The organism is Cellulomonas cellasea, from assembly GCF_030372105.1.
Lineage (GTDB): Bacteria > Actinomycetota > Actinomycetes > Actinomycetales > Cellulomonadaceae > Cellulomonas_A > Cellulomonas_A cellasea_A.
Genome location: NZ_JAUDBQ010000024.1, coordinates 15,519 through 39,690, shown reverse-complemented (window position 1 = coordinate 39,690; position 24,172 = coordinate 15,519). Strand labels below are relative to the sequence as shown.

Annotated in this window: 24 protein-coding genes and 1 riboswitch; of the genes, 10 read left to right on the top strand and 14 right to left on the bottom strand. The window is 73.9% G+C overall.

The annotated features are described in order from the left end of the window. Together QUV83_RS17110 and QUV83_RS17105 are read left to right on the top strand one after the other, a co-directional pair. Positions 1-296: cellulose binding domain-containing protein (locus QUV83_RS17110; RefSeq protein ID WP_289566134.1), on the top strand; the 296-nt coding region annotated here is incomplete at its 5' end. A 94-nt stretch (positions 297-390) separates the two neighbouring features. Beyond that, positions 391-930 (top strand): GyrI-like domain-containing protein, encoded by a 540-nt coding sequence (locus tag QUV83_RS17105; RefSeq protein ID WP_289566133.1) that lies wholly within the window; start codon positions 391-393, stop codon positions 928-930. Positions 931-940: 10 nt separating this feature from the next. Here the strand turns inward: QUV83_RS17105 and QUV83_RS17100 are convergent, their stop codons facing one another. Continuing rightward, positions 941-1,576 carry a GNAT family N-acetyltransferase gene (locus QUV83_RS17100; RefSeq protein WP_289566132.1) on the bottom strand — a complete coding sequence of 212 codons (636 nt, stop codon included), beginning with the start codon at positions 1,574-1,576 and terminating at the stop codon, positions 941-943. 163 nt (positions 1,577-1,739) lie between these two features. Between QUV83_RS17100 and QUV83_RS17095 the strand changes: the two genes are divergently transcribed. The 4 genes from QUV83_RS17095 to QUV83_RS17080 all read left to right on the top strand — a co-directional run bounded on the left by QUV83_RS17095 (position 1,740) and on the right by QUV83_RS17080 (position 5,993). Beyond that, positions 1,740-2,663 (top strand): cation diffusion facilitator family transporter, encoded by a 924-nt coding sequence (locus QUV83_RS17095; protein WP_289566131.1) that lies wholly within the window; start codon positions 1,740-1,742, stop codon positions 2,661-2,663. 127 nt (positions 2,664-2,790) lie between these two features. After that, positions 2,791-4,701, top strand: coding sequence for a penicillin-binding transpeptidase domain-containing protein (locus QUV83_RS17090; protein ID WP_289566130.1), 1,911 nt, complete (start codon positions 2,791-2,793; stop codon positions 4,699-4,701). 445 nt (positions 4,702-5,146) lie between these two features. Beyond that, positions 5,147-5,221, top strand: a riboswitch (cyclic di-GMP riboswitch). A 16-nt stretch (positions 5,222-5,237) separates the two neighbouring features. Continuing rightward, positions 5,238-5,414: a hypothetical protein gene (locus QUV83_RS17085; RefSeq protein WP_289566129.1), complete on the top strand. Its 177-nt coding sequence runs from the start codon at positions 5,238-5,240 to the stop codon at positions 5,412-5,414. Positions 5,415-5,609: 195 nt separating this feature from the next. Continuing rightward, entirely contained in the window at positions 5,610-5,993 is a 384-nt protein-coding gene (locus tag QUV83_RS17080) for an SHOCT domain-containing protein (RefSeq protein ID WP_289566128.1), read from the top strand. A 9-nt stretch (positions 5,994-6,002) separates the two neighbouring features. Here the strand turns inward: QUV83_RS17080 and QUV83_RS17075 are convergent, their stop codons facing one another. Both QUV83_RS17075 and QUV83_RS17070 read right to left on the bottom strand, forming a co-directional pair. Beyond that, a complete protein-coding gene (locus QUV83_RS17075; protein WP_289566127.1) occupies positions 6,003-8,525 on the bottom strand; it encodes a flippase-like domain-containing protein in 2,523 nt (840 codons plus the stop codon). Between the two features lie 118 nt (positions 8,526-8,643). Continuing rightward, a complete protein-coding gene (locus tag QUV83_RS17070; RefSeq protein ID WP_289566126.1) occupies positions 8,644-9,438 on the bottom strand; it encodes a CPBP family intramembrane glutamic endopeptidase in 795 nt (264 codons plus the stop codon). Positions 9,439-9,561: 123 nt separating this feature from the next. Here QUV83_RS17070 and QUV83_RS17065 point away from each other — a divergent pair, with 123 nt between their 5' ends. Genes QUV83_RS17065 through QUV83_RS17050 form a run of 4 tightly spaced genes read left to right on the top strand, consistent with a single transcriptional unit; the run spans position 9,562 to position 12,387 of the window. Beyond that, the gene (locus QUV83_RS17065) at positions 9,562-10,233 is read left to right on the top strand and encodes a hypothetical protein (protein ID WP_289566125.1); all 672 of its coding nucleotides are present in this window, start codon (positions 9,562-9,564) and stop codon (positions 10,231-10,233) included. Then, the gene (locus QUV83_RS17060; protein WP_289566124.1) at positions 10,230-10,532 is read left to right on the top strand and encodes a transcriptional regulator; all 303 of its coding nucleotides are present in this window, start codon (positions 10,230-10,232) and stop codon (positions 10,530-10,532) included. Before QUV83_RS17065 ends, QUV83_RS17060 begins: the two co-directional genes overlap by 4 nt. Continuing rightward, positions 10,529-11,590, top strand: a complete 1,062-nt coding sequence (locus tag QUV83_RS17055; protein WP_289566123.1) for an ABC transporter ATP-binding protein — start codon at positions 10,529-10,531, stop codon at positions 11,588-11,590. Before QUV83_RS17060 ends, QUV83_RS17055 begins: the two co-directional genes overlap by 4 nt. After that, positions 11,587-12,387, top strand: coding sequence for an ABC transporter permease (locus QUV83_RS17050; protein WP_289566122.1), 801 nt, complete (start codon positions 11,587-11,589; stop codon positions 12,385-12,387). The genes QUV83_RS17055 and QUV83_RS17050 overlap by 4 nt, the downstream gene beginning before the upstream one ends. Positions 12,388-12,412: 25 nt before the next feature. On the opposite strand, the gene QUV83_RS17045 is transcribed toward QUV83_RS17050, so the two are convergent. The 11 genes from QUV83_RS17045 to hemE all read right to left on the bottom strand — a co-directional run bounded on the left by QUV83_RS17045 (position 12,413) and on the right by hemE (position 24,141). Then, the gene (locus QUV83_RS17045; protein ID WP_289566121.1) at positions 12,413-12,781 is read right to left on the bottom strand and encodes a glyoxalase superfamily protein; all 369 of its coding nucleotides are present in this window, start codon (positions 12,779-12,781) and stop codon (positions 12,413-12,415) included. Between the two features lie 210 nt (positions 12,782-12,991). Continuing rightward, entirely contained in the window at positions 12,992-15,418 is a 2,427-nt protein-coding gene (locus QUV83_RS17040) for a heavy metal translocating P-type ATPase (protein WP_436231942.1), read from the bottom strand. 74 nt (positions 15,419-15,492) lie between these two features. Then, positions 15,493-15,732, bottom strand: a complete 240-nt coding sequence (locus QUV83_RS17035; protein ID WP_289566119.1) for a heavy-metal-associated domain-containing protein — start codon at positions 15,730-15,732, stop codon at positions 15,493-15,495. A 57-nt stretch (positions 15,733-15,789) separates the two neighbouring features. After that, positions 15,790-16,122: a metal-sensitive transcriptional regulator gene (locus tag QUV83_RS17030; RefSeq protein ID WP_436231939.1), complete on the bottom strand. Its 333-nt coding sequence runs from the start codon at positions 16,120-16,122 to the stop codon at positions 15,790-15,792. 73 nt (positions 16,123-16,195) lie between these two features. After that, on the bottom strand, positions 16,196-17,062 hold the full coding sequence (locus QUV83_RS17025; protein WP_436231941.1) for a hypothetical protein: 867 nt from the start codon (positions 17,060-17,062) through the stop codon (positions 16,196-16,198). A gap of 102 nt (positions 17,063-17,164) precedes the next feature. Continuing rightward, positions 17,165-18,499 (bottom strand): glutamate-1-semialdehyde 2,1-aminomutase, encoded by a 1,335-nt coding sequence (gene hemL / locus QUV83_RS17020; RefSeq protein WP_289566117.1) that lies wholly within the window; start codon positions 18,497-18,499, stop codon positions 17,165-17,167. After that, complete coding sequence (gene hemB / locus QUV83_RS17015; protein WP_436231940.1) at positions 18,499-19,434, bottom strand: porphobilinogen synthase; 936 nt, start codon at positions 19,432-19,434, stop codon at positions 18,499-18,501. The genes hemL and hemB overlap by 1 nt, the downstream gene beginning before the upstream one ends. Before the next feature lie 79 nt (positions 19,435-19,513). Next, a complete protein-coding gene (locus tag QUV83_RS17010) occupies positions 19,514-20,341 on the bottom strand; it encodes a uroporphyrinogen-III synthase (RefSeq protein ID WP_289566115.1) in 828 nt (275 codons plus the stop codon). A 49-nt stretch (positions 20,342-20,390) separates the two neighbouring features. After that, positions 20,391-21,437, bottom strand: a complete 1,047-nt coding sequence (gene hemC / locus QUV83_RS17005; RefSeq protein ID WP_289566114.1) for a hydroxymethylbilane synthase — start codon at positions 21,435-21,437, stop codon at positions 20,391-20,393. Positions 21,438-21,617: 180 nt separating this feature from the next. Beyond that, on the bottom strand, positions 21,618-23,072 hold the full coding sequence (locus tag QUV83_RS17000; RefSeq protein ID WP_289566113.1) for a protoporphyrinogen/coproporphyrinogen oxidase: 1,455 nt from the start codon (positions 23,070-23,072) through the stop codon (positions 21,618-21,620). Between the two features lie 4 nt (positions 23,073-23,076). Then, a complete protein-coding gene (hemE, locus tag QUV83_RS16995; protein WP_289566112.1) occupies positions 23,077-24,141 on the bottom strand; it encodes a uroporphyrinogen decarboxylase in 1,065 nt (354 codons plus the stop codon). Between the last annotated feature and the right edge of the window lie 31 nt (positions 24,142-24,172).

The following is a 24,172-nucleotide window of genomic DNA, read 5'->3' as shown; positions in this document are numbered from 1 at the left end:
CCGCAGGCGCCTGCTCCGCCGTCCTGACCCCCGGCTCCACGTGGCCCGGCGGCTTCGTCACCGGCATCCGGGTCACGGCCGGCAGCGGCGGGGTCAACGCGTGGCGGCTCACGCTCACTCTGCCGAACGGCGCCATCACCAACCTGTGGAGCGGCCGCGCGACGGGCTCCACGGGCACGGTGGTCATCGATCCGGCGGCGTGGAACGGCCGGCTCGCGGCGGGCGCCTCCACTGACCTCGGCTTCCAGGGCACGGGATCGGTGACGGGCGCCACGGTCACCTGCGCCGCGGCCTGACGGCCCGGCAGCGGGGTCGCGCGGGGCGCTTGTGCTGCGGCAGGCCGAGTCGGAGACTGAATGACGGGGCCCGGCCGTGGGAGGGGTGGTCGGCATGGCGGAACCGGAGTGCGCTCGGCGGAACGAGCAGCCCTATGCCGCGCTGCGCGCGAGCGTGACGGCCGATTCTTTGGCGGAGGAGTCGGCACGCATGCTGGAGTCCGTCCGGCTGTGGTTCGACCTGCATGAGTTCCTGCCGGGCGGCGGCCCGCTGCTGCGCTACCTCGTGGTGGGCACCGGGACGCGACTGCAGGTGGACGTCGGGTACCCCGTGCCGCGGTCCACGATGCCGCAGCTCATCGAGGCGATCGAGCGACGGCAGGCCGCGGGCGCGGGCGTCGATGAGGGGGTGCGCCTGGACCGGCTGCCGGCGGGCACCTACGCGTGGGTGGTGCATGAGGGCGACGTCTCGGAGCTCGCCGAGGTCCGCGACATGCTGGAGTGGTGGGTCGGCTCGAAGGGGTACGAGCTGGACCGATGGTCGACCGACCGGGGATCGGTGTGGGGCGGGCGCGTCGAGTACGACTTGACGGACGGCCCATCCGACGCGCCGGACGTCGTGTTCCGCACCGAGCTCGCCTTCCGGCTCGTGTGACACCGCGCGGCTACGGCCGGGGCGGCCGGCTCATGCGGACGACGGCGGGGCCGCCGGGGAACAGCGGCATCGGGCCGGCGGGCGCCACGAAGCCCAGCGCCTCGTAGTACGGCACGTTCGAAAGGTGGAACGTCTCCAGGCAGCACGGGGTCCCGTGGGCGTCGGCCTCGTCGAGCAGGGGCTGCACCAGTCGGCGCCCGTGCCCTCGTCGTTGGGCGTCGGCGCGCACGCCGAGGGCCTGTAGGTACCAGGCGTCCACCGGCACGGCCTCGCCGATCTGCGCGGCGAGGCGCAGCAGGGCGGGGGTCCGGCGGCGGGCGTGCCACAGCACACGGGCCGCGTCCGGGGTCGAGCGGAGCCATCGCCGGACGCTCACAGGCGCCGATCCGGGAGGGCGCCACAGGGCGACACCCGCCAGCCCTGACCCGTCCTGGGTGGTGAGCACCCGCCCGGACCGGTGGGCGTCACGCGCGGTGAAGGTGTAGACGGCCCGCAGGGTCGTGTGGCGGGCGGTCGCGTCGGGCAGCACATGGGAGAAGCCGGGATCGTCAGCCAACGCGTCGCCCAGCAGCGCCCCGATCTCCCGCGCGCGCCACCCGTGGCGCGCCTGTGCGTGCTGACCTGCGACTTCTTCCTCGTCCGCCATCGCCCCACTCTGGCCTAGCGCAACGGTTCCCGCCGGGGATTCGCCGCCCGAGCACTGCTTTGGTGGCCTCAGCACGCGGGTGGCAGCACACCAGGCGAACGCGGGTACGGTCGGGGTGGCCGTCCGCAGTCGTGGCGGTCGAGGCATGCGGACCGGAGGTGTCATGGGGCACGACCACCACCACATCGGCGGCTCACCCGCTGGGCAGCATCGTGGTCGATTGGCCGTGGCGTTCGGCATCACCACAGCGGTGCTCGTCGCGCAGGTCGTGGGGGCGCTGCTCAGCGGCTCCCTGTCGCTGCTCGTCGACTCCGCGCACATGCTCACCGACGCCGGCGGGCTGCTGATGGCGCTGGTCGCCGCCTCGTTGGTGACCCGCCCCGCCACGGACCGCCGCACGTGGGGCCTGCGCCGCGCCGAGGTGCTGGCCGCGACGGCCCAGGCCGCGGTGCTGCTGATCGTGGGCGTGTACGTGCTGGTGGAGGCCGTGCGGAGGTTGTTCTCCCCCGCGGAGGTGGCCTCCACCGAGATGCTCGTGTTCGGCGTCATCGGCCTCGTGGGGAACTTGGTCGCGCTGGGGGTGCTGGCGGGCGGGCGCTCGTCGAGCTTCAACATGCGCGCGGCGTTCCTCGAGGTGCTGAACGACGCCCTGGGCTCGGTGGCGGTGATCATCGCGGCCATCGTCATCGCGCTCACCGGGTGGACGCGCGCCGACGCGGTGGTGGCCCTGCTCATCGGCGCCCTCATCCTGCCCCGCACCTGGAAGCTCCTGCGCGAGACGGTCGACGTGCTGCTGGAGTCGACGCCGCGGGGCCTGGACCTGGAGTCCGTGCGCTCGCATCTGCTGGGCGTCCCCCGGGTGATCGAGGTGCATGACCTGCACGTCACCCAGATCGCCACGGGCCTCCCGGTGCTCACCGCGCATGTGGTGGTGGACGACTCGTGCTTCCACGACGGGCATGCGCCGCAGATGCTCGACGCGCTGCAGTCCTGCGTCGCGGAGCACTTCCCGATCTCCATCGAGCACTCCACGTTCCAGCTCGAGCCGGAGCGGCACGCCCAGCATGAGCGCGGCCACCACGACTGACGCGCCGGGCTGATCAGGCCGATCAGCGTGGGCGCGTCGGGCAGGATGGCGGGGGCGCGGCGCGCGGGAGCCCTCTCGCGGCGAGGCAGCCGGCGCGGACGACGGCACGATGGCGGGGGAGACCGAGATGGGCAGCACGCGGAGCATCGGCGATCGGGCGGGCCTGCGGTCCTTGCTGGGCCTCGCCCTCGTGGCGGGGGCGTTGGCGGGATGCACGTCGGCCCAGCCGGGCCCGGAGGACGCGGCTGACGCGCTCGCGAAGGCGCTCTCCACCGGCGACTTCGACGCCTCGGGCCTGAGCGACGCCGACGCCGCCACCGCCGCGGACGTCCGTGAGAAGGCGTTCGCCGAGCTCGCGCGCTGGACCCCGGCGGTCACGATGCAGTCCGTGGCCATCGACGAGGACGACAAGGACAAGGCCGTCGCGACGCTGGCCCACACCTGGGACGTCGACTCCGGCGACGTCGACTGGACGTACACCACCACGGCGAGGCTCACGCGGGTGGAGGGCGAGTGGCAGCCCGCCTGGTCGCCGTCGATGCTCGTCCCCGACCTCACCGCCGAGGAGGTCCTGACCGTCTCACGCGACCGGGCCGAGCGCGGCGACGTGCTGGGCGCCGGGGGCGCGGTGATCGTCGAGGACCGGCCTGTGGTGCGGCTCGGCGTCGACAAGACGCGGGTGACCGACCCGGTGGGCCAGGACGAGGTGGCCCGGGAGCTGGCCGCCGCGCTCGAGATCGACGCGGACGCCTATGCGGCGCGGGTCGCGGCGGCGGGGGAGAAGGCCTTCGTCGAGGCGATCGTCGTGCGGCAGGGCGACCCGGCGTACGACGTGGCTGCGCTGGGCGCCGTGCACGGGGTCAACGCGGTGCCGGACACGCTGCCGCTGGCGCCCACGCGCACCTTCGCCCGGCCGCTGCTCGGTGCCGTCGGCCCCGCCACCGCCGAGATCGTCGAGGCCTCGGAGGGCGCCATCGTCGCGGGCGACCTCGCCGGGTTGAGCGGGCTGCAGAAGCAGTACGACGAGCAGCTCCGCGGCAACCCCGGGCTCACCATCACGGCCTCTGCGGGCCCCGCGAACCGCGTGCTGTTCCACCTGGACCCGCGGGCAGGCGAGCCGCTGGCGCTCACCCTCGACCCCAGCCTCCAGCAGTCCGCCGAGGAGCTGCTCGCCCCGGTGGAGCCCGCCAGCGCCATCGTCGCGCTGCGGCCCTCGACGGGCGAGGTCCTCGCCGCGGCGAGCGGCCCCGGCGGCGAGGGGCTCTCCACCGCGACGGTCGGGACGTACGCGCCGGGGTCGACGTTCAAGGTGGTGACGTCGCTCGCGCTGCTCCGCTCCGGGATGACCCCGGACAGCCCGCTGAGCTGCCCGGCGACCACCACCGTCGATGGCCGGGCCTTCGCCAACTACCCCGGCTACCCGGCGAGCGCCCTCGGCGAGATCCCGCTGCGGTCCGCGTTGGCCAACTCCTGCAACACCGCCTTCATCGGCGCGCGGGAGTCGGCGTCCCAGCAGGCGCTCGCGGACGCCGCGGCGAGCCTGGGGCTGGGCCAGGAGGTCGCCGTCGGCTTCCCCGCCTACCTCGGCGCCGTGCCGGACAGCGCGGAGGGCACCGACCACGCGGCCTCGATGATCGGGCAGGGCAAGGTGCAGGCGTCCCCGTTGGCGATGGCTGTGGTCGCGGCGTCGGTGGCGCGCGGCGAGCGGGTCGTCCCGCAGCTCGTGGCCTCGGCCGAGCCCGCGCAGGCGCCCTCGGCGACTCCGCTGACCGCCGCCGAGGCTGAGGCGCTGCGGAGCATGATGCGGTCCTTCGTGACGGACGGCGGCGGGGACTTCCTGCTCGACGTCCCCGGCGAGCCGGTGCTCGCGAAGAGCGGCACGGCGCAGTTCGGCGCCCAGGACGCGCTGCGCAACCACACGTGGATGATCGCGGTGCAGGGCGACTTGGCGGTGGCGGTCTTCGTCGAGGAGGGCGACTTCGGGACGACGACGTCGGGCCCGCTGCTCGAGGCGTTCCTGCGCTCTGCGACGGCCTGACCAGCGTCGGGCTCGACCCCGTTCGACCCGGCGCGGCCTTGCGCCTGGGACATGGGGCTTGGCTTCTGACCGGCCATGGGGGGCTCGGTCAGAAGCCCCGCGCTGTGGCGCCGCCGCGTTTGCCCCCCGCGTACGCGGCCACGCCGCTTGGCCGGACGACCCCCCCTGCGTGCCGCCCGCTCCACGTCCAGCGCGGCGGGGCTCCCTCTGCGGGAGCTCCCCGTCTCATTGAGATGCCGGCGGCTCGGAGACCGCCTTCGCAGATGTGATCTGCGTCACAACAGTATGTCCCGGAGGGCGTATGCGCGCCACCTTGTGCTCATCCGGAGGCGATGCGGTCCCGTCTGTCCTGTTTGGTCCGACTGGGTGATTTGGACGTCTGTTCACCACCCAATACCCGCAAAGGCTTCCATCCGCATCTCATCCTCGTCTAATGTCGCATCTGTCAGCGAACAGGCAAACCCTCCGCAAGGAGGGGACGCAAAGCCACGGGACCCCAGAGGTCAGCCGGGCTACCGAACGACAGGACAGATTCCATGGACCAGCGCGGACCCCTCGGCAACTACGAGCCGACCGAGACCGACCTCACCAGCCTCGACCAGCAGTCCGGCGCCGCCGCCGGGCGACTGCAGGCCTGGGCGCGCATCGCCTCCGTGCGATCGGCCCACCTCGAGTTCGCGCCCTCGCAGCGCAACTACGCCAACTTCGCCTGACCGCTCCGTCGCGGACAGCCGCCTGGCGCCCCACCTCGCCGGGCGCCCGTTAGCGCCCTGATCGGGCCGGGATGACACCCTTCGAGGGGACGTGCGCGGTACGCGCGCCTAGCATCGAGATGTCAGACCAGGTCCCGGGGGGCGACCTCGTGACGCCTCCCCGCGACTGGCTCAGCAGGAGCGTCGGGGGGCGTCATGGAGTGGGACAGCGTGTGGGACTTCCTGTGGATCGCGATCTGGGTCTTCTTGTTCGTCGTGTACATCATGATCCTGTTCCAGATCCTGGCGGACCTCTTCAGGGATCGTGAGCTCAACGGCTGGTGGAAGGCGCTGTGGATCATCGGGCTGGTGATCTTCCCGTTCCTGACCGCGCTGGTGTACATCATCTTCCGCGGGACGGGCATGGCCCATCGGCAGGCGGAGGCCGCGCAGCGGGCGAAGCAGGAGACCGACCAGTACATCAAGAATGTGGCCGGCCGGTCACCCGCGGAGGAGGTCCAGCACGCCAAGGAGCTCTATGACGCGGGCGTCATCGACGATGCGGAGTTCACCCGCCTCAAAGCCAAGGCGCTCAGCTGACCGAGGGGGTCAGAGCTCGCCCAGCTTCTGCATGTAGCGCATCGCCACCCAGCCGACGGGGATTCGCAGCCAGTAGGTGAGCGCGCGGAACAGCAGCACCACCGAGGCTGCGACACCGGCCCCGATCCCGGCGCCGATGAGGAGCGCGATCATGCTGGCCTCGATCGTCCCGATCCCACCCGGGATCGGGACGATGGCGCCCGCGGTGTTCCCGGCGAGGTACACCAACGCGATCTGGATCAGGCTGAGCTCCTGCCCGAACGCGGCCAGGCACGCCTGGAAGGCGAACACGTACCCGAGGGTCATGCTCACGTTGCCGGCGAAGGCGAGCGCCAGGCGCCCCGGCTGACCGACGACCTCGATGAGGCGCGGCCAGGTCTGCTGCAGCGTCGGCATGACCTTGCGCATCACCCACTGCCGGATCTTCGGCACCAGCAGCAGCGCCACCACGATGGCCACGACGATCCCGCCGACGATGAGCATCGTGGGCGGGACGGTGAACCGCTCGGCCTGGTTCGTGCCGGACAGCACCGACAGCACCAGCAGCAGCACGATCGTCACCGCGAACTGGGAGACCTGGACGAGTGCGACCGTCGCCGCCGCCAGGGTCGTCGAGACGCCGCGCTTGGTGAGCATGCGCAGGTTCAGCGCTGCCGGCCCGATCCCCGCCGGAGCCGCGACGGCCACGAACGCGGCGGCCGTCTGCGTGAGCGTGGCGCGCCACAGGGAGAGCCGCACCGGCGAGAACGCCACGAACACCAGGGCGGCGGCGAAGTGGGTGAACAGCCCGAGGCCGAACGCCACGAGGCTCCAGCGCCAGTCGCTGTCTCGCAGCGCCCCGCTGATCTGCTCGACGTTCACGGTGGTCACCACGACCACCGCGGCGACGGCCGTCACCAGGATCGTCAGGAGCGTGCGCGCGCCGAACCGCACGAGTTGCGTCGGCTCCACATCTGCCTCGGGCAGCCGCTTGACGAGCGCCGAGCGGAGCTCGGTCATGACGTCCTTGTGCTGGCGCATCTCCTCACGGGTCTGGCGCGGCAGCGTGGGGGTCTGCAGGAGGGGGCCGATGGAGGCGATCGTCGCGTCGGGGAGCACCGCCACGGCGGACCGCACCGCGCGGGGGGCTCCCACCCGCAGCGCGAGCAGCGCGATGACCTGCGCGACGTCCATGCGGCGGGCCAGGTCGGAGGATGCGACGTCCCCCGTCTCCCAGCCCACCAGCCACACCATCGGCTGGCCGATCAGGCTGCCCATCAGAATCGTGTCGCTGGTCAGCGCCCGGTGCGCGAGGCCCGCGGCGTGCGCGGCGCTGAGCTGGGACCAGATGGCCTCGAGCATCTCGTCGGTGATCTCGTCCGCGTCGAGGTCCGCGATCGGGACCGCGTCGGGGAGGTGCTCCTGGACCAGCAGCATCGAGTCCTGCACCTCGGCGATGCGCAGGAGCTGGGGTGTGCGCACGCCTGCCGACCGCGCGGCGTAGGACAGCAGCGCGGAGCGCTCGGCGGCTTGGCGCATGGACACCACGGACCTGCCGTCGATGCCGCGCAGCCGCAGCGACCGCCACAGGCGCGAGATGCTGCCGACCACCTGCCGGTCGCCATCGAAGGCGAGCACGTCCAGGCGGCGGCCGTCCTGGGTGGTCAGCTCGTACAGGCGGTGCTCGGCGTTGCGGGTGTAGGCGTCGGCGGCAGTGCGTCGGGCGGGGGCCCCGGGCTCGGTCTCGGGGACGCGGATGATCTTGGCGGGGTTGAAGCCGACGCGGCGGATCCCGCTCACCAGGCTCGCGCCGTAGGCCCGCTCGGACTGCACTCCCGAGAGGTAGCGGACGCCCATCCCGGCTACCCGGCCGACGAGCAGGGAGATCATCACGCCCGGCAGCGACACCTGGCCGGTGATGACGACGATGCCGATGGCGACCCACAGCAGGTTCCACGCCCAGCCGACCGTCCGGCGGCGGCTGCGGGTCCCGGCGGCGGTCAGCAACCCGGCGAGCAGGGCGACGTACCCGGGCACGGTCAGCGTCCACTCGCCGCCGACGCGCACGGACAGCCCGTCGACCAGGGCTTGCGTGCCGAAGGAGTTGAGCGCCCACTCGAGGCCGGAGCACAGCAGCAGCGCGACCATGCCCGCGCCGAGCGACTCGAGGAGCTGCCGACCGAGCTTGCGCACCGCGAGCTCGGTGAGCACCGCGACGGGGACCACGAGCGTGACGATCCCCTCGAGCACCGCGACGGGCAGGATGAGGATCTTGCGTAGCACGGACGCGAAGCCCTGCACGTCCTCGGCCACGCCTGTGGTGGTGTTCTGCGCGTAGGTCGCCAGCACCATCAGCAGCACCACGCCTAGCGCGGAGGCCACCACGCCCACGAGGTCGCCGGGGTGGTGCACCCGCACGGTGGGGGTGTCGGTGATCTCGACGCCGTCGACGACCTCGGTCTGATCGGCGGGATGCGCGTCCGGGGGAGGGCGGTTCCCGTCGTCGCCCGGGGTATGGCTGACGCCGAGGGCACCGCTCGGCGTGTCAGACATACGGGCGAGTCTAGGGATCGCGCGCCCCGGAGGCCGGGACATCGCCGTTTCTGGGCGGGCATCCGCCGACAGCGAACCGCGAGGATCCGCCACGTATCACCCGGCTCCGGGCAGCCGGTCAGCGGATGCCGAGCGCCTCGCGGACCTCTGGGGGCAGCAGCGCGTACCCGACGAACGCCACCACGTCGAGCAGGGTGTGGGCGATGACCAGCGGCATGACCCGCCGTCGGCGGCGGTACCACTCGGCGAACACGAGGCCCATCACCACGTTGCCGACGAACGGGCCGATGCCCTGGTACAGGTGGTACGTGCCCCGCAGCAGGGCGCTCGCGACGACGATCGCGACGGGCCGCCACCGCAGGTCCCGCAGCCGCTCGGAGAGGTAGCCGACGGCGACGACCTCCTCCAGCAGCGCGTTCTGCAGCGCAGACAGGATGAGCACGGGCACCGTCCACCAGGCCGCGCCGAGTGCGGAGGCCTGCACCTCCACAGTGATGCCGATCGCCCGCCCGAGGATGTACAGGCCCAGGCCGGGGAGGCCGATCAGGGCGGCGAGCCCGAAGCCGGTGGCGAGGTCGCGCCATGGGCGGCCCAGGTCCAGGCCGATGCGGCGCACCGCGCTGCGGCCGTTGGCGGACAGCAGGAACAGCGCCAGCACGACGGGCATCAGGGCGAACCCGATGTTGAGGAGCTGGTAGACGAGGTCGAGGTAGGGCCGGGCGGAGCGGCTGGGGTTGAGGGTGGTCGACTGGCTGGCGAGCGGGGTGGCGGCGGTGAGCCGGGCCGCGATGCTGACCAGCGAGTAGACCGCCGACTGGCCGAGTGAGAGGCCCAGCACGATCCACACCTCGGCGGTGAGGCGGCGTCGGACTGCTGGCACGCCGGGGGCTGGCGCTGTCCCGGGGCTGGTCACGCTTCTGAGCGTAGACGGGCTTGTGGGGGCTTGTGCGCCGGGGCGGCGCAGAGTACTTTGCGTTACAAAGTTGATCGGAGGCTCACGACGCGACCGCGTCGGGCCACATGACGGGAGCCACCCATGCAGCACCCAGGGCACGACCTCGACGACGCGCCGCCGGAGCCCGCCGCGGGCCTCGCGATCATCGCGTCACAACAGGAGCGGGTCCGCGCCGGGGCCACCGTCGACGGCAGGCTGCTCTTCCTCGCCTGGGGAGTCGCCTGGCTGATCGGATACGGCGGGCTGTGGCTCGCGACCCAGGGCCTCGACGTCTACCGGCCGCCGATCGGCGCGTTCGTGCTGTTCGGGGTGTGCATCTCCGGGGCCGTCGTGTTCACCATCGTCCACGCGCTACGCCGCAGCGCCGGAGTGCGCGGCCCGAGCACCACCGCGGGCGCCATGTCCGGCTGGGCCTGGTGCCTGGGCTTCGTGGTCCAGGCGGCCGTGATCGGGGGACTGGTCAAGGCCGGCGCGTCCCACGAGCTCGTCGGGATCGCCGCCAACGGGATGGCCTGCCTCATCGTCGGCCTCATGTACATGGCCGCCGGGGCGTTCGACCACCAGCCCTGGCTGTTCTGGCTCGGCGTGTGGGTCCTCGTCGTCGCCGGAGCGGCCAGCACCGTCGGCATGCCGCTGACGTACCTGGTGATGGCAGTCGCCGGCGGCGGGGGGTTCCTCGTCGGCGCGGGCATCGAGCACCTGCGGCTGCGGGCGAGCAAGGCGCAGGCGGGCGGGACGGCAGTGCCGGCATGAGCGACGTCGAGCTCGACCCCGTCATCCACGCCCAAGCCCGGCTCCGCGTGGTCGCCACCCTGGCCGCGCTCGCCCCGGGCGACCGCATCGCCTTCACCCGATTGCAGGAACTCCTCGAGATGACCCCCGGCAACCTCTCGACGCACGTGCGCAAACTCGAGGACGCTGAGTACGTGGCCGTCACCAAGACCCACAAGGGCCGCACCCCGGTGACCTACCTCGCGCTGACCACCACAGGCCGACTGGCCTTCGAACGCTATAGGCGCTCCCTGGCGGAGCTGCTGGGAGGGACCACATGAGCAGCGCCGCCGTGATCCAGGTCGACGGGGTGACGCGCCGGTTCGGCGACGTCGTCGCGCTCGACGACGTGACGCTCGACGTGGGCGCCGGGGAGCTCGTGGGCCTCCTCGGGCCCAACGGCGCCGGGAAGACCACCCTGCTCAGCCTGGTCAGCGGACTGCGGCGCCCCGACGCCGGGACCGTGCGCCTCTGCGGCCTCGACCCCCGCGACCCGCTCGCGCGGATCGGCCTGGGCACCACCCCGCAGGAGACCGGGCTGCCCGCCTCGCTCAAAGTGCGCGAGGTCGTCGACTTCGTGGGCGGGCACTACCCGGACCCCATGCCGCGCGGGGAGGTGCTCGAGCGGTTCGGGCTCGAAGACCTCGCCGCACGGCAGACCGGCGGCCTGTCCGGCGGGCAGAAGCGCCGGCTGGCGGTGGCCCTGGCGCTGGTCGGCCGCCCCCGCGTGGTGCTGCTCGACGAGCCCACCACCGGGCTCGACGTCGAAGCCCGGCACATCCTGTGGCAGGCGCTGCTCGACTACCACGCCGACGGCGCGACAGTCGTGCTCACCAGCCACTACCTCGAGGAGATCGAGGCGCTCGCGCAGCGGGTCGTCGTGATCGGCGCGGGCCGCGTGCTCGCCGACGACTCCCTCGCCGCGGTGCTCGACCTGGTCGCCGTGCGCCGCGTCGTGCTGTCCGCGCCGCACACCGAGGCCGCCGCGCTCGCGGCGCTGCCCGGCGTGGTCGGGGTCCGACGCGACGCGGACCGCTGGACCCTGCTCGCCGCCGACGCGGACCACGTGGTGCGCGAGCTCGTGCGCGCCGACCTGCCATTCAGCGGGCTCGAGGTCCGCGGGGCCTCCCTCGAGGAGGCGTTCCTGGCCCTCACCGGCGCCGAGACCGCCGCCGCGGAGCCCGTCGTCGACGACGGCAAGCCCCTGTTCGCCGAGCGCTCCGCCGCCGAGCGCCGCTCCGCCGAGCGACGCAGCACCACCGCCGAGCGGACCCCCGACCGCCGCACCGCAGAGCGCCGCGGCTCCGCGCGCCGATCCAGCGAGGAGACCCCGCGATGACCGTCCACGCCCAACCCGCCCAGATCGCGCCGCCCGGCGCCTTGCGCTCCTGGGTGAGCCTGGCCCTGCTGCACGGCCGCTACCAGTTCCTCGAGACCGTCCGGGTGCCCATCGCCGTGCTCGGCAACCTCATGTTCCCGGCGCTGGCCATGTTCTTCTTCGTGGTGCCGCAGCAGGCCGTGGCCCAAGACCCCGTCGCGGCCACCGCCGCCGTCGCGCAGCTCGGCACGTTCGCCGTCATCTCCGCGTGCATGTTCAGCTTCGGCGCTGGCGTCGCCGAGGATCGGGCGCTGCCGTTCGACCCCTACCTGCGGACCCTTCCCGCCGGGGTGGGGCCGCGCATGGCCGGGCGGGTGCTCAACGGCATCGTCTGGTGCTTCCTCGCCCTGGTGCCGCTGGTGCTCATCGCCGCGATCTTCACCGCGGCCTCGCTGAGCCTCGGCCAACTCGTGGGCGGGCTCGCGATGGTGCCCGTCCTCGCCTTCGTGTTCCTGCTGCTCGGGCTGGCCATCGGCTACTCGCTCAGCGCCAAGTCCGCCATCGCCGTGGTGCAGGCCGTCCTGTTCCCGCTCGCGTTCGCGGGCGGCCTGTTCATGCCGCCGCAGATCTTCCCGGACTGGCTCGAAGTCGCCTCCCGCGCGCTGCCCACGCGCGCCGCCCGCGACCTGGTGGTCGAGGTGACCAGCGGCGTGCCCGCCTACAGCTTCGCCGTGCTGGTGCTGGCCGGCTGGGCGGCGATCTTCGCGGCGCTGGCCGTCATCGCCTACCGGCGCGACGAGGGGCGCCGGTTCCACTGAGGGGTTCGCGCGAGGCGGCCCAGGCTCACCGGGGCGGCAGCTGTTGGACGGCCCACTGGTTGCCGTCCGGGTCGCTGAACCCGGTGAACCGCCCCCAGGGGAGGTCCTGCACGGGCGGGGCGTCGACGTCGTGGGCGAGCAGGAACTCGCGTGCGGCGTCGGCGTCGTCGACGACCACCTGCAGGCCCCTGACCGACCCCGGCGCGGCGTCTGAGAGGCCGACGCCGATCGAGATCGAGCACGCCGACCCGGGTGGTGTGAGCTGCACGAAGCGCAGGTCATCGGAGACCTGGTGGTCGTGGTCGACGACGAAGCCGACCTTGTCGGCGTAGAACGCCTTGGCGCGGTCCACGTCGCTGACCGGGACGAACACGAGCTCGAGCCTGAAGTCCATCTCATCGACCCCCACCGACGGGCCGCCGACCTGACGCCGACGGCGCTCCTCATCCTCTCGCCGTCCAGGGGGCTCCCGCTCGTCGGCATTGACGAGGTGGCGACGACCAGGTGATCTACACGCCCTACGTGGAGGTAGCGACTGGTGGGCGCATGACTGACCCCCGCCGCTCCGGGTGGGGCGACGGGGGTCAGCGTCTCGCGGTGGCGTCTAGTGGAACGAGCGCAGCCGCAGCGAGTTGGTCACCACGAGCACCGACGAGAACGCCATCGCGGCGCCCGCGATCATCGGGTTGAGCAGTCCCAGCGCCGCGAGCGGGATGGCCGCGACGTTGTAGGCGAACGCCCAGAACAGGTTCTGCTTGATGATCCGCAGGGTGCGGCGGGACAGCCGGATCGCCTCGGGCACGGACCGCAGGTCGCCGCGCACCAGGGTGAGGTCGGCGGCCTCGATCGCGACGTCGGTGCCGGTGCCCATCGCCAGGCCCAGGTCGGCGGTGGCGAGGGCGGCGGCGTCGTTCACGCCGTCGCCGACCATCGCGACGCGGGCTCCCAGGGCCTGCAGGCGCTCGACGGTCTGCGCCTTCTGCTCGGGCAGCACCTCGGCGATGACGTCCGCCTCGGGGATGCCGACCGCACGGGCGGCGACGAGCGCGGCCCCGCGGTTGTCGCCGGTGAGCAGCACGGGCCGCAGGCCCATGGCGCGCAGCTCGGCGACGGCCTGCTGCGAGGTGGGCTTCACGGGGTCGCGGAGCACGAGCACTCCACGCGCCTTGCCATCCCACGCCGCCATCACTGCGGTGGCGCCGTCGGCCTCAGCCGCCTGGAACGGCGAGTCGAGGCCGTCGGTGGCCACGCCCTGCTGGGCGAGCCAGCGCGGGCGGCCCACCAGGACGCGGCGGGCGAGCCCCACCCCGTCATGCGCGACGCGGACGACGCCCGCGACGCCGTGGCCGGCCTCGTTGCGGAAGTCGTGCACCTGGTCGGAGCCGATGACGACACCGTCCTCGCCGACCTCGGCCGGCACGCGTGACCGGCGGGCTGCGGCGAGCTCGGCCGCCGAGTCGGCGATGGCGCGGGCGATGGGGTGCTCGGAGAGCGCCTCCACGGCGCCCGCGAAACGGAGCACCTCGTCGGCGGCGTCGTCGGCGGACCCCTCGGGCACCAGCACGTCCACCAGGGTCATGCGGCCCTCGGTGACGGTGCCGGTCTTGTCCAGCACCACCGTGTCGACGGCGCGGGTCTGCTCGAGCACCTGCGGGCCCTTGATGAGGATGCCCAACTGGGCGCCGCGCCCGGTGCCGACCAGCAGCGCCGTGGGCGTCGCGAGGCCGAGGGCGCAGGGGCACGCGATGATCAGCACGGCCACGGCGGCGGTGAACGCGGCCTGCGCGCTGCCACCGGTGGCGAGCCAGGTCACGAGCGTGATGACCGCCAGGACCAGCACGATCGGCACGAACACCGCGGATATTCGGTCGGCGAGCCGCTGCACCGGGGCCTTGCCGGTCTGCGCGGCGGCGACGAGCCGGCCGATCTGCGCGAGCTGCGTCTCCTCGCCGACGCGGGTGGCCCGCACGACGAGGCTGCCGGAGGTGTTCATCGTCGCGCCGGTCACCTCGTCGCCGGGGCCCACGTCCACGGGCACCGGCTCGCCGGTCAGCAGCGAGGCGTCGATGGCGCTCGTGCCGGTGACGACCACCCCGTCGGTGGCGACCTTCTCACCGGGGCGCACCACGAACTCGTCGCCCACGCTCAGCCGGTCGATGGGCATGCGCTGCTCGACGCGGGCGCCGTCGGGGCCCGTGACCAGCACCGCGACGTCCTTCGCGCCGAGGTCCAGCAGGGCCCGCAGCGCGTCCCCGGCCCGGCGGCGGGAGCGGTGCTCCGCGTAGCGCCCAGCCAACAGGAACGTGGTGACGACGGCGGCGACCTCGAAGTACAGCTCGGGGACGGCCATTCCCTCGCCATGGGCTGAGGCGGCGGGCCACAGCGTGGGCGACATGGTGACGCCGAGCTTCCCGGCGCCGCCGAGCAGCAGGGCCCACAGGGACCAGCCGGTGGCCGCGATGATGCCGATCGACACGAGCGTGTCCATCGTCGAGGAGCCGTGCCGTGCGGCCCGGGCGGCGGCGCGGTGGAACGGCCACGCGGCCCAGGTGGCGACGGGCAGCGCGAGCGCGGCGACGACCCACTGCCAGCCGGTGAACTGCAGCGCCGGGATCATCGACAGCAGCATCACGGGCAGGGAGAGCACGGCGGCGACCTGCAGCCTGGTGCGCAGCACGGAGCCGCGGTCGGGCGTGGGGGCGGACGTGTCCTCGACGGGCTGCTGGTCGTGGCCCGGGACGGTCACCTGCTCGGACAGAGCGGGCTCCGTCGACTCCGCACCGGCAGGGGGCGTGCTGTCGGTCGACGGGGCCTCGTCCGCGACGGGGGCGGCCTGGCCCTGAGCGGGCCGGCGACCGGTGACGCGGGCGTCATACCCGGCCTTGCGCACAGCGTCGAGCAGCGTCTCCTCGTCGACCTGCTCGGTGAGCTCGACGTGCGCCGACTCGAGCGCGAGGTTGACGGTGGCGTTGACGCCGGGCACCCGGTTGAGCCGCTTCTCCACTCGGCCCACGCAGGAGGCGCAGGTCATGCCGCTCACGGCGAGGTCGATCGTGCCGACGGGCGCCTGGGGGGTGGTGAGGTGGGTGTCGCTTGGTGCTGAGCTCACAGCAGCGATCCCTTGGGGGCCAGCACGTACCCGGCCTCGTCCACGGCCTCGCGGATCGCGTCGTCGGACAGCGGCGCGTCGGAGACGACGGTGACCTGCGAGGTGCCGCCCTTGACGAGCTCGACGGTGACGTTCTTGACGCCGGGCAGCGCGGTGATCTCGTCCGTGACGTGCTGGACGCAGTTGCCGCAGGTCAGGCCGTCGACGCCGAACGTGGAAGTGAGGGTCTGGCTCATGAGGGGGGTGTTCCTTCCGGGTGGGTGGCCGTGGGCCGGGATGGTGGGTGGGGGCGGTCAGCTGCGCACGAGGCGGGCGATGGCCTCGCTGGCCTCGCGGACCTTCGCGGCGCCGGCCTCGGGGGACTCCCGTGCGGCGTTGACGACGCAGTGCCCGAGGTGGTCCTCGACGAGGCCGATGCTCACGGCCTGCAGGGCCTTGGTCACGGCGGCGATCTGGGTGAGGACGTCGATGCAGTAGGTCTCGTCCTCGACCATGCGGGCGATGCCGCGGACCTGGCCCTCGACGCGGCGCAGCCGCTTGAGGTAATCGTCCTTATCCTGGATGTAGCCGTGCAACGGGTCCTCCGTGGGGGTGCGTCGGGCATGGCGGCGTGGCCGCTCGATCACCCCAACAGGGTACCCCCAGGGGGTATTCCCCCACCTGGGACGTCAGTCCCGGAACCCTGCCGACAGCAGTGCCTCAGGCAGTGGCCGACGCCCAGTCGTCTGGCACGAGCCGGGCCGGTGTGACGTCCTGCAGCGCGCCCATCCGGACGTTCGCCTCGTAGACGTCGGCGTCGACCTCCTCCAGCCCGAGCGACTCCGCCAGATCGGCGTCATGCCCGACGCACGAGACGCGCGCCACCTGCTCCCCGTCCTCATCCGTCCACTGGTCGACCACCCGCACGGGCAGCGGACCCCACGCCGCCATCACGACCAGCTCGAACAACTCCTCGACCTCAGCGCGCGGGACCTCGCGCCGCCACCGCCCGGCAGCCGTCCGCGTGAACCCCTCGAGCCCAGGCTCCGGCTCGGACTCCGAGGCGAGCACCACGCCGCCATCGGGCAGCGTGTCCGCCGCCAGGTGCGCGCCCCGCCACCGCGCCATCAGCCCGACGAAGCGCGACAGCGAGGGCGCCAATGCCGGCTCGCCGCCCACCGGCTGCCACCCATGCCCCACGTCGGCGAACCGGGCCAGGGGAGTGGACGTGCCATCGGCCCGCACCCGGACCAGCTCCGACCCGGCGGGGACGCGCGTGTGCATCACCCAGAACTGCGGGACATCCTGGCCGTGTGGGCCGCCAGCGCGCACACGGGACACCTCGTCCGGGCCGCCGACGGCCTCCTCGAAGCGGAGCTGCCCGGACGACGGGAACCGCAGCACGTCCACCCAGGGCGCGTCCGCGCGGAACGGCGACCCGGGGAGCCCCAGGCCGTGCGCCTCGTGCAGGAGCTCGACGCTCGTCGCGAACGACACGTCCTCGGCGCGGAGCACGAACCCCGAGACCCGGTCGTGGCCGTCCTCCAGGATCGCCGCGGAGATGGCGGGCGTGACGGCCTTCTGCATGAGCGGCACTGAGCGTCTCCTGGCGTCCGGTACGCGCGGTTCCTCCGCGTCCGGGCCATCATGCCCGATCGCGGCTCAGCAGCCAGGGCCCTCGGCAGGCGGCTACGCGTTCGGGTCCTGGGCGGACGCGGCGGCGCGGGCGGCGGCGGGCAGCGCGTCGAGCACGCGCGACACCGCCTCGTCGTCATGGGCCGCCGAGACGAACCACGCCTCGAAGGCCGACGGCGGCGCGTACACGCCCTGCTCCAGCAGCGAGTGGAAGAACGGCGCGTACCGCCACGAGTCCGTGCCCAGCACCGACGCGTAGTCCCGGGCGCCCCGCGCGGCAGCCGGGCTGCCGAACATCGTGCTGAACAGGCTGCCCGCCCACTGCACGGCATGCGGGACCTGCGCCTCGGCCAGCGCCCCCGAGACGGCCGCCCGCAGCGCGGCGGAGACCGTGTCGATGCGGCCGTACACCGCGGTGTCGGCGGCTCGCAGCGTGGCCAGGCCCGCGGCGGTGGCCACCGGGTTCCCGGACAGCGTGCCCGCCTGGTACACGGGCCCCTGCGGCGCCAGCGCGTCGAGCACGTCGGCCCGGCCCGCGACGGCCGCCACCGGCAGCCCGCCACCGATGACCTTGCCGAACGTCAGCAGGTCCGGGTCCCAGCCCTCGACGGAGCCCTCCAGGCCCCACCAGCCGGCGGGCCCCACGCGGAAGCCGGTGAGCACCTCGTCCTGGATGAGCAGTGCGCCATGCGCGTGCGCGATGCGCAGCAGTGCCGCGTTGAAGCCCGGCAGCGGCGGCACGACGCCCATGTTCGCGGGCGCGGCCTCCGTGATGATGGCCGCGATGCTGTCGCCGTGCTCGGCGAACGCCGCCTCGACGGCCTCGAGGTCGTTGTAGGGCAGCACGATGGTCTCGGCGGCGACAGCACTCGTCACACCGGCCGAGCCGGGCAGGCCCAGGGTCGCGACGCCGGAGCCGGACTCGGCGAGCAGGGAGTCGACGTGGCCGTGGTAGCAGCCGGCGAACTTCACGATCCGCTCGCGGCCCGTCACGCCACGTGCGAGCCGCACGGCCGTCATCGTGGCCTCGGTGCCGGTGGAGACGAGGCGGACCCGCTCGGCCGCGGGCACCCGCGCCCGGATCTCGTCCGCGAGCTCGACCTCGGTGAGCGTCGGGGCGCCGAAGGACAGGCCGCGGGACGCCGCCTGCTGCACGGCCTCGACGACCACCGGGTGCGCGTGCCCCAACAGCGCCGGGCCCCAGGAGCCGACCAGGTCGACGTACTCGTTGCCGTCCGCGTCCGTCACGTACGCGCCGCGCGCCGACGTGAGGAACCGGGGGGTGCCGCCCACGGAGCCGAAGGCCCGGACCGGGGAGTTCACACCGCCCGGGGTCACCGCCCGCGCCCGCTCGTAGTACGACGCGGACGTCCCGCTCCCTGCGCCCATCAGCTCTCCTCCTGCAGCCATCCGGCCAGTTCGACCGCCCAGTACGTCAGGACTTGATCGGCGCCTGCGCGCCGAATGCTGAGCACTGACTCCATCACAGCTCGGCGACGATCGATCCAGCCGTTCGCCGCGGCGGCCTCGATCATCGCGTACTCACCGGACACCTGGTACGCCGCCACGGGCACCGTAGACGTCGCGGCGACGTCGGCGAGCACGTCAAGGTAGGCCATCGCGGGCTTCACCATGACGATGTCGGCGCCCTCGGCGATGTCGAGCGCGACCTCCAACGCAGCCTCCCGGCGGTTCGCCGGGTCCATCTGGTAGGTGCGCCGGTCCCCGTCGAGCTGCGAGTCCACCGCCTCCCGGAACGGCCCGTAGAACGCCGAGGCGTACTTCGCGGCGTAGGCGAGCACCGCCACGTCGTCATGGCCGTCGTCGTCGAGCACGTCGCGCACCGCAGCCGTCTGGCCGTCCATCATCCCGCTGAGGCCCACCACATGGGCGCCGGCCTGCGCCTGCGCGAGGGCCATCGCGGCGTACCGCACCAGCGTCGCGTCGTTGTCCACCCGGCCGTCGGGGGTCAGCACCCCGCAGTGCCCGTGGTCGGTGAACTCGTCGAGGCACAGGTCCGCCTGCACCACCAGCGCGTCGCCGGCCTCGCGGGCGGCGTCCGTGATGGCCACGTTGAGCACGCCATGCGGGTCGGTGGCCTGGCTGCCGACGGCGTCACGGTGCTCGGGCACCCCGAACAGCATCACGCCGCCGATGCCCGCCTCGGCTGCCTGCGCCACCGCGCGGCGCAGCGAGTCGCGCGAGTGCTGGACCACGCCCGGCATGGAGCGGATCGGGGCGGGCTCGCGCAGGCCCTCCTTGACGAACAGGGGCAGCACCAGGCTGGCCGGGTGCACCCGGGTCTGCGCGTTCAGGCGGCGCATCGCGGGCGTGGCGCGCAGGCGGCGGGGGCGCACGCGTCCCACGGGGGAGATGAGGTGCGGCTCGAATCCGGTCACGGGTTCACCTCGGTGCTCTTCTCGGGTGCGAATCGGGGTGCGGCGGCCGGGTGCGGGCCGAGGCGAGCGCCTCGACGAGGGCGGCCGGTGTCTGGGCCTCGGCAACGGCGGCGACGGGCAGGCCCAGGCGGCGGGCCTCCGCCTCGGTGCTGGGCCCGATGCAGCAGACCAGCACGCCGGGAGGCGGCGGGCCGAGCAGCTCGACGAGGTGCCGGGCCGTGCTGCCGGAGGTGAGCAGCACCCCGTCGATGCCCCCGCCCGACCATGCGGCGAGGACCTCGGGCTCAGGCGGCGCCCCACGCAGCGTGCGGTAGGCGACCACGTCGTCCACCTGCCAGCCCCGCGCCCGCAGCCCGTCGACCAGCCGCGGCGAGGCCAAGTCGGCGTGGGGCACGAGCACACGGCCCTCGCCGGACAGCGCCGGCCACTGCTCGAGCATGCTGGCCGCCGACGACGTGCCGCGGGGCACCAGGTCGACGTGCACACCCTCGGCCCGCAGCGCCCGCGCGGTGGCGGGGCCGACGGCGGCGACCTGCGTGTCCGCGACGAGCTCCGCGAGCGTCGAGTCGATCTCCTCGGCGCGGCTGGTGAGCACGGGCAGCGTCGCCGCGCTCGTCACCGCCAGCCAGGTGTAGTACCCGGCGTCCAGGGCGAGCAGCAGGTCGTCGATCTCGGTGGGGTCCTCCGGGGGGACCGTGGTGATGAGCTCGACCGCGACGGGCTCCGCGCCGGCCGCGGTGAGCGCGATCGCCAACGGGTCGAGGCCGGTCGTGGTGCGGGGCACCAGCACGCGGAGCCCGCTGAGGGGGCCCTGGTCCAGCGCTGCGCTCATCGGGGCGTGGCCGTCATCGCTCGCCGGGTCGTCATCGCGCATCCGGCCGTCATCGCAGGTCCGCCGTGCGGGGGCCGATGTCCGCGATCGCGGCGGCGCCGGAGGCGAGCAGGTCGTCGGCGATCGCCCGCCCGAGCGCGATCGCGAGGTCGTCATACGGGGACTTGCCGTACACGACGGGGCCGAGCGTGGTCGGCAGCAGCGGGTGCCCGAGGTCCTTCTGCGGCGTGTTCAGCCGCACGGAGCCGGAGCGGCGGAGCTGGGCGGAGCCGTCCAGGCTGATCACCACGGCGTCGAGGGTCAGCCGGGGGTCGTCGGGCGTCGTCTCGTCGATCCACGCGAGGGCGCCGACGGGCGCCGCGCACCCGGCCTCGAGGCAGAAGAGCAGTGTGCGCTCGGCGAACACCGCGAGCCGGCTGCGCGGGTCGTCGAGCGCGGCCAGCGCCGCGGCGAGGTCCTCGCCCAGCGACTCCACGGTGCCCGGGCTGCGGACCTCCACCCCGAGGGCGCCTTGCCCTGGCGCAGGCGTCATCACCGCGGGATCGATCACCTCGGTGACGGCGTCGAGCCTGCCGAGCCTGGCCAGGCCCGCGCGGGCCAGGATCACGGCGTCGAGGTCGCCGGGGGCGACGCGCCCGAGCCGGGTGTCGACGTTGCCGCGGATGTCGACCACGTCGAGGTCGGGGCGGGCGGCGAGGAGCTGGGCCTTGCGGCGCGGTGAGCCGGTGCCCACGCGGGCGCCGGTCGGCAGCGTCGCGATCGTCCAGCCCTCCCGGGCGCACAGCACGTCGCGGGGGTCCTCGCGTGGCGGCACGGCGCCGAGCGAGATGCCCTGCATCGGGGCGGTGGGCAGGTCCTTGAGCGAGTGGACCGCGACGTCGACGTCGCCGGCGAGCAGCGCGTCGCGCAGGGCTGTGACAAAGACGCCGGTGCCGCCCAGGGCGGACAGGGAGCCGGTGAGCCGGTCCCCGTCGGTCCGCACGTGCACGATCTCCGCGTCGAGCGTCCCCGCGCTGCTGAGCGCCGTGGCGACGTGTCCGGTCTGGGTGAGGGCCAGGGCGCTGGCACGGGTGCCGATGCGGACTGTCGTGGGCATGGGGTCCAGTGTCGTCCTCGGCTGGGCTGATGTCGAAAGGCCCGCGCCGGGGCGCCTCCGCGCGACATCGAGGAAAGGAGATGACGGGCAGTCAGAACGCATTGTCGGGCGCTGCCCGGCGGCATTTCCTGACTCGATGTCAGAACACAATTCCGCAGCCCCTCCGGACGAATTCTCGGCCTATTGCCGGCCCAGCAGTCCGCGTGTCGCGGCGCGCGCATCCGGGACCACCGCGGCGAGCCCGTTGCCCGCCACCCAGGCGCCGCACACCGCGAGCCCAGGGGTCTGCGCGACGGCGGCACGCACCTGCGCGACGGCCTCCCGATGGGCGGCGCTCGGCCGGGGCAGCGACTGCGACCACGCCACCCGCGCCGAGGCCTCCACCTGGCCGGCCGCGAGGGGAGTGCCCAGCAGGATCGAGGCGTCGCGCAGGGCCAGCGCCGTCAGCTCGTCGTCGGGCAGCGCGCGTGGCCCGGGGTCGTCGCCCGCAACCCCGTAGGACAGCCGCACCACATGCCGGCCCGGCCCCGCAGCCGCCGCGAGCCAGGCCCACTTCGCCGTGGCATGCGTCAACGCCTTGGCCCGCACCCCCTGCGCCGCCGGCGACGTGAGCACCCCCGTGCCGCGCGGGGCGGCGTCCAGGGCAGGCGCGTCGAGGATCAGCGTGACGAGGACGACCTCGGCCCCCGGGTCCAGCCCCACGCCCGCCAGCCCCGGCGCCACGTCGCCCAACAGGCCCAACGCCGCCGGGGCCGCCACCACCAGCCGATCCGCCCACAGCAGCCCCTCGGCGCCCTCGGCGTCCTCCGTCACCACCTCGAACGGCGCCGCCACGTCCTGCAGCGCCCGGCGCACCGCCACCGCGCGGGCGCCCGTGCGGACCTGCCCGGCCCGCCCGGTGAGGTCTGCCGCCAAGGCGTCGACCAGCACATGCAGCCCGCCGTCGAACCCGGCGACAGCCGACCCGGCCGGCGCCGACGCGCGCAACGACCGCACGGCGCCCGCGAGGCTGCCCTGCTCGGCGAGCGCTGCCCGCAGGCCCGGCGCCACGGCGTCCACAGACACGTCATCCGGATCGGCGGCGTGCACCCCGGCCACCACCGGCCGCACCAGGCGCTCCAGCACCCGGGAGCCCATCCGGCGCCGCACCAACGACCCCAGGGTCAGCCCGTCCCCGCCGGCGCCCCACCACCCGGGCAGCACGCGGTCGACGCCTGCCCGCAGCGCGCCCGCCGTCCCCAACGTCCGCCGCGCGTCAGCCGCCCACGCGTCCGTCGGGATGCCCAGCAGCCCGGCCCGCGGCAACGGCCCCGCGCCGTGGGGGAGCAGCACCCAGGCGCCCCGTGGCTCAGGGCGGACCACCCGCTCGCCCAGGCCGAGCTCGAGGGCCAGCTCGGCCACCGCCCCGCCCCGCGTCGCGAAGGACTCCGCCCCGGAGTCCAGCGTCAGCCCGGCCACCACGTGGCGGCCCACCGCCCCGCCCACGGTCTCGCGCGCCTCCAGCACCAGGGTGCGCAGCCCGCTGGCCGCGAGGTCCCGCGCCGCGACCAGCCCGGCGACGCCACCCCCCACCACGACCGCGTCCCAGTGCTCCGCAGGCGCAGATCCCGGCTGGCCCAGGTCGGGGGCGGTCACCGGCCTACGCCTCGTGCACGAGCTGGACGATGCGGGTGAGCACCTCTGGGTCGGTGTCCGGCGGCACCCCGTGCCCCAGGTTCGCCACGTGGCCCGGCGCCAGGGCGCCCCGCGCGAGGACGTCCCGGACATGGGCCTCGAGCACCGGCCACGGGGCCTGCAGCAGCGCCGGGTCGATGTTGCCCTGCAGCGGGGTGCGCCCGCCGAGCCGCCGGTTCGCCTCGTCCAGGGGCAGCCGGTAGTCGACGCCGATGACGTCGGCCCCGACGTCGCGCATCGCGGCCAGCAGCTCGCTGGTCCCGGTGCCGAAGTGGACGGTGCGCACCCCGAGGCCGGCCACACTCCCCAGCGCCCGGGCCGACGACGGCGCGGCGTGCGTCACGTAGTCGGCCAGGGACAGCGAGCCCGCCCACGAGTCGAAGAGCTGCGCGGCGCTGGCCCCCGCGAGCACCTGGGCGCGCAGGAACGCGCCCGTCACGTCGGCGGCCCACTCGGTCAGCGCCCGCCAGGTGTCCGGGTCCGCGTGCATCAGCGTCCGCGCAGCCAGGTGGTCCCGCGACGGGCGGCCCTCCACCAGGTACGCGGCCAGCGTGAACGGGGCGCCGGCGAAACCGATCAGCGGCGTCGACCCGAGTGCCGCGACAGTCAGCGCCACAGCCTCGGACACCGGCTCGAGGGCCTGCGCGGTGAGCGGGCCGGCGTCGCGCAGCCGCGCCACGTCGTCCGCCGTGCGCACCGCGGAGCCCATGACCGGCCCCACGCCGGGGACGATGTCGACGTCCACACCGGCCAGCAGCAGCGGCACCACGATGTCGGAGAAGAAGATCGCCGCGTCCACGTCATGCCGCCGGACGGGCTGCAACGTGATCTCGCTGGCGAGCTCCGGGCGCAGGCAGGACTCGAGCATCCCGACCCCCTCCCGCAGGGCCCGGTACTCCGGCAGCGAGCGGCCCGCCTGCCGCATGAACCACACCGGGCGGCGGCTGGGAGCCTCGCCGGAATAGGCGGCCACCAGTGCCGAATTAGTCGTGCGGCCGTCGACGAGCGGATGTGTCACAGGAAGGCTCACCGCTCGATTGTGCCGGATATTCCCCGGGATG

Excerpts from the sequence above, each read along its gene's own strand:
- QUV83_RS17025 (WP_436231941.1), bottom strand. The coding sequence starts at position 17,062 with ATGCAGAAGGCCGTCACGCCCGCCATCTCCGCGGCGATCCTGGAGGAC.
- hemC (WP_289566114.1), bottom strand. The coding sequence starts at position 21,437 with ATGCCCACGACAGTCCGCATCGGCACCCGTGCCAGCGCCCTGGCCCTC.
- hemL (WP_289566117.1), bottom strand. The coding sequence starts at position 18,499 with ATGGGCGCAGGGAGCGGGACGTCCGCGTCGTACTACGAGCGGGCGCGG.
- QUV83_RS17090 (WP_289566130.1), top strand. The coding sequence starts at position 2,791 with ATGGGCAGCACGCGGAGCATCGGCGATCGGGCGGGCCTGCGGTCCTTG.
- QUV83_RS17075 (WP_289566127.1), bottom strand. The coding sequence starts at position 8,525 with ATGTCTGACACGCCGAGCGGTGCCCTCGGCGTCAGCCATACCCCGGGC.
- QUV83_RS17095 (WP_289566131.1), top strand. The coding sequence starts at position 1,740 with ATGGGGCACGACCACCACCACATCGGCGGCTCACCCGCTGGGCAGCAT.
- QUV83_RS17060 (WP_289566124.1), top strand. The coding sequence starts at position 10,230 with ATGAGCGACGTCGAGCTCGACCCCGTCATCCACGCCCAAGCCCGGCTC.
- QUV83_RS17055 (WP_289566123.1), top strand. The coding sequence starts at position 10,529 with ATGAGCAGCGCCGCCGTGATCCAGGTCGACGGGGTGACGCGCCGGTTC.
- QUV83_RS17105 (WP_289566133.1), top strand. The coding sequence starts at position 391 with ATGGCGGAACCGGAGTGCGCTCGGCGGAACGAGCAGCCCTATGCCGCG.
- QUV83_RS17100 (WP_289566132.1), bottom strand. The coding sequence starts at position 1,576 with ATGGCGGACGAGGAAGAAGTCGCAGGTCAGCACGCACAGGCGCGCCAC.
- QUV83_RS17050 (WP_289566122.1), top strand. The coding sequence starts at position 11,587 with ATGACCGTCCACGCCCAACCCGCCCAGATCGCGCCGCCCGGCGCCTTG.
- QUV83_RS17040 (WP_436231942.1), bottom strand. The coding sequence starts at position 15,418 with ATGACCTGCGCCTCCTGCGTGGGCCGAGTGGAGAAGCGGCTCAACCGG.
- hemB (WP_436231940.1), bottom strand. The coding sequence starts at position 19,434 with ATGCGCCGCCTGAACGCGCAGACCCGGGTGCACCCGGCCAGCCTGGTG.
- QUV83_RS17010 (WP_289566115.1), bottom strand. The coding sequence starts at position 20,341 with ATGAGCGCAGCGCTGGACCAGGGCCCCCTCAGCGGGCTCCGCGTGCTG.
- QUV83_RS17080 (WP_289566128.1), top strand. The coding sequence starts at position 5,610 with ATGGAGTGGGACAGCGTGTGGGACTTCCTGTGGATCGCGATCTGGGTC.
- QUV83_RS17085 (WP_289566129.1), top strand. The coding sequence starts at position 5,238 with ATGGACCAGCGCGGACCCCTCGGCAACTACGAGCCGACCGAGACCGAC.
- QUV83_RS17065 (WP_289566125.1), top strand. The coding sequence starts at position 9,562 with ATGCAGCACCCAGGGCACGACCTCGACGACGCGCCGCCGGAGCCCGCC.
- QUV83_RS17045 (WP_289566121.1), bottom strand. The coding sequence starts at position 12,781 with ATGGACTTCAGGCTCGAGCTCGTGTTCGTCCCGGTCAGCGACGTGGAC.
- QUV83_RS17035 (WP_289566119.1), bottom strand. The coding sequence starts at position 15,732 with ATGAGCCAGACCCTCACTTCCACGTTCGGCGTCGACGGCCTGACCTGC.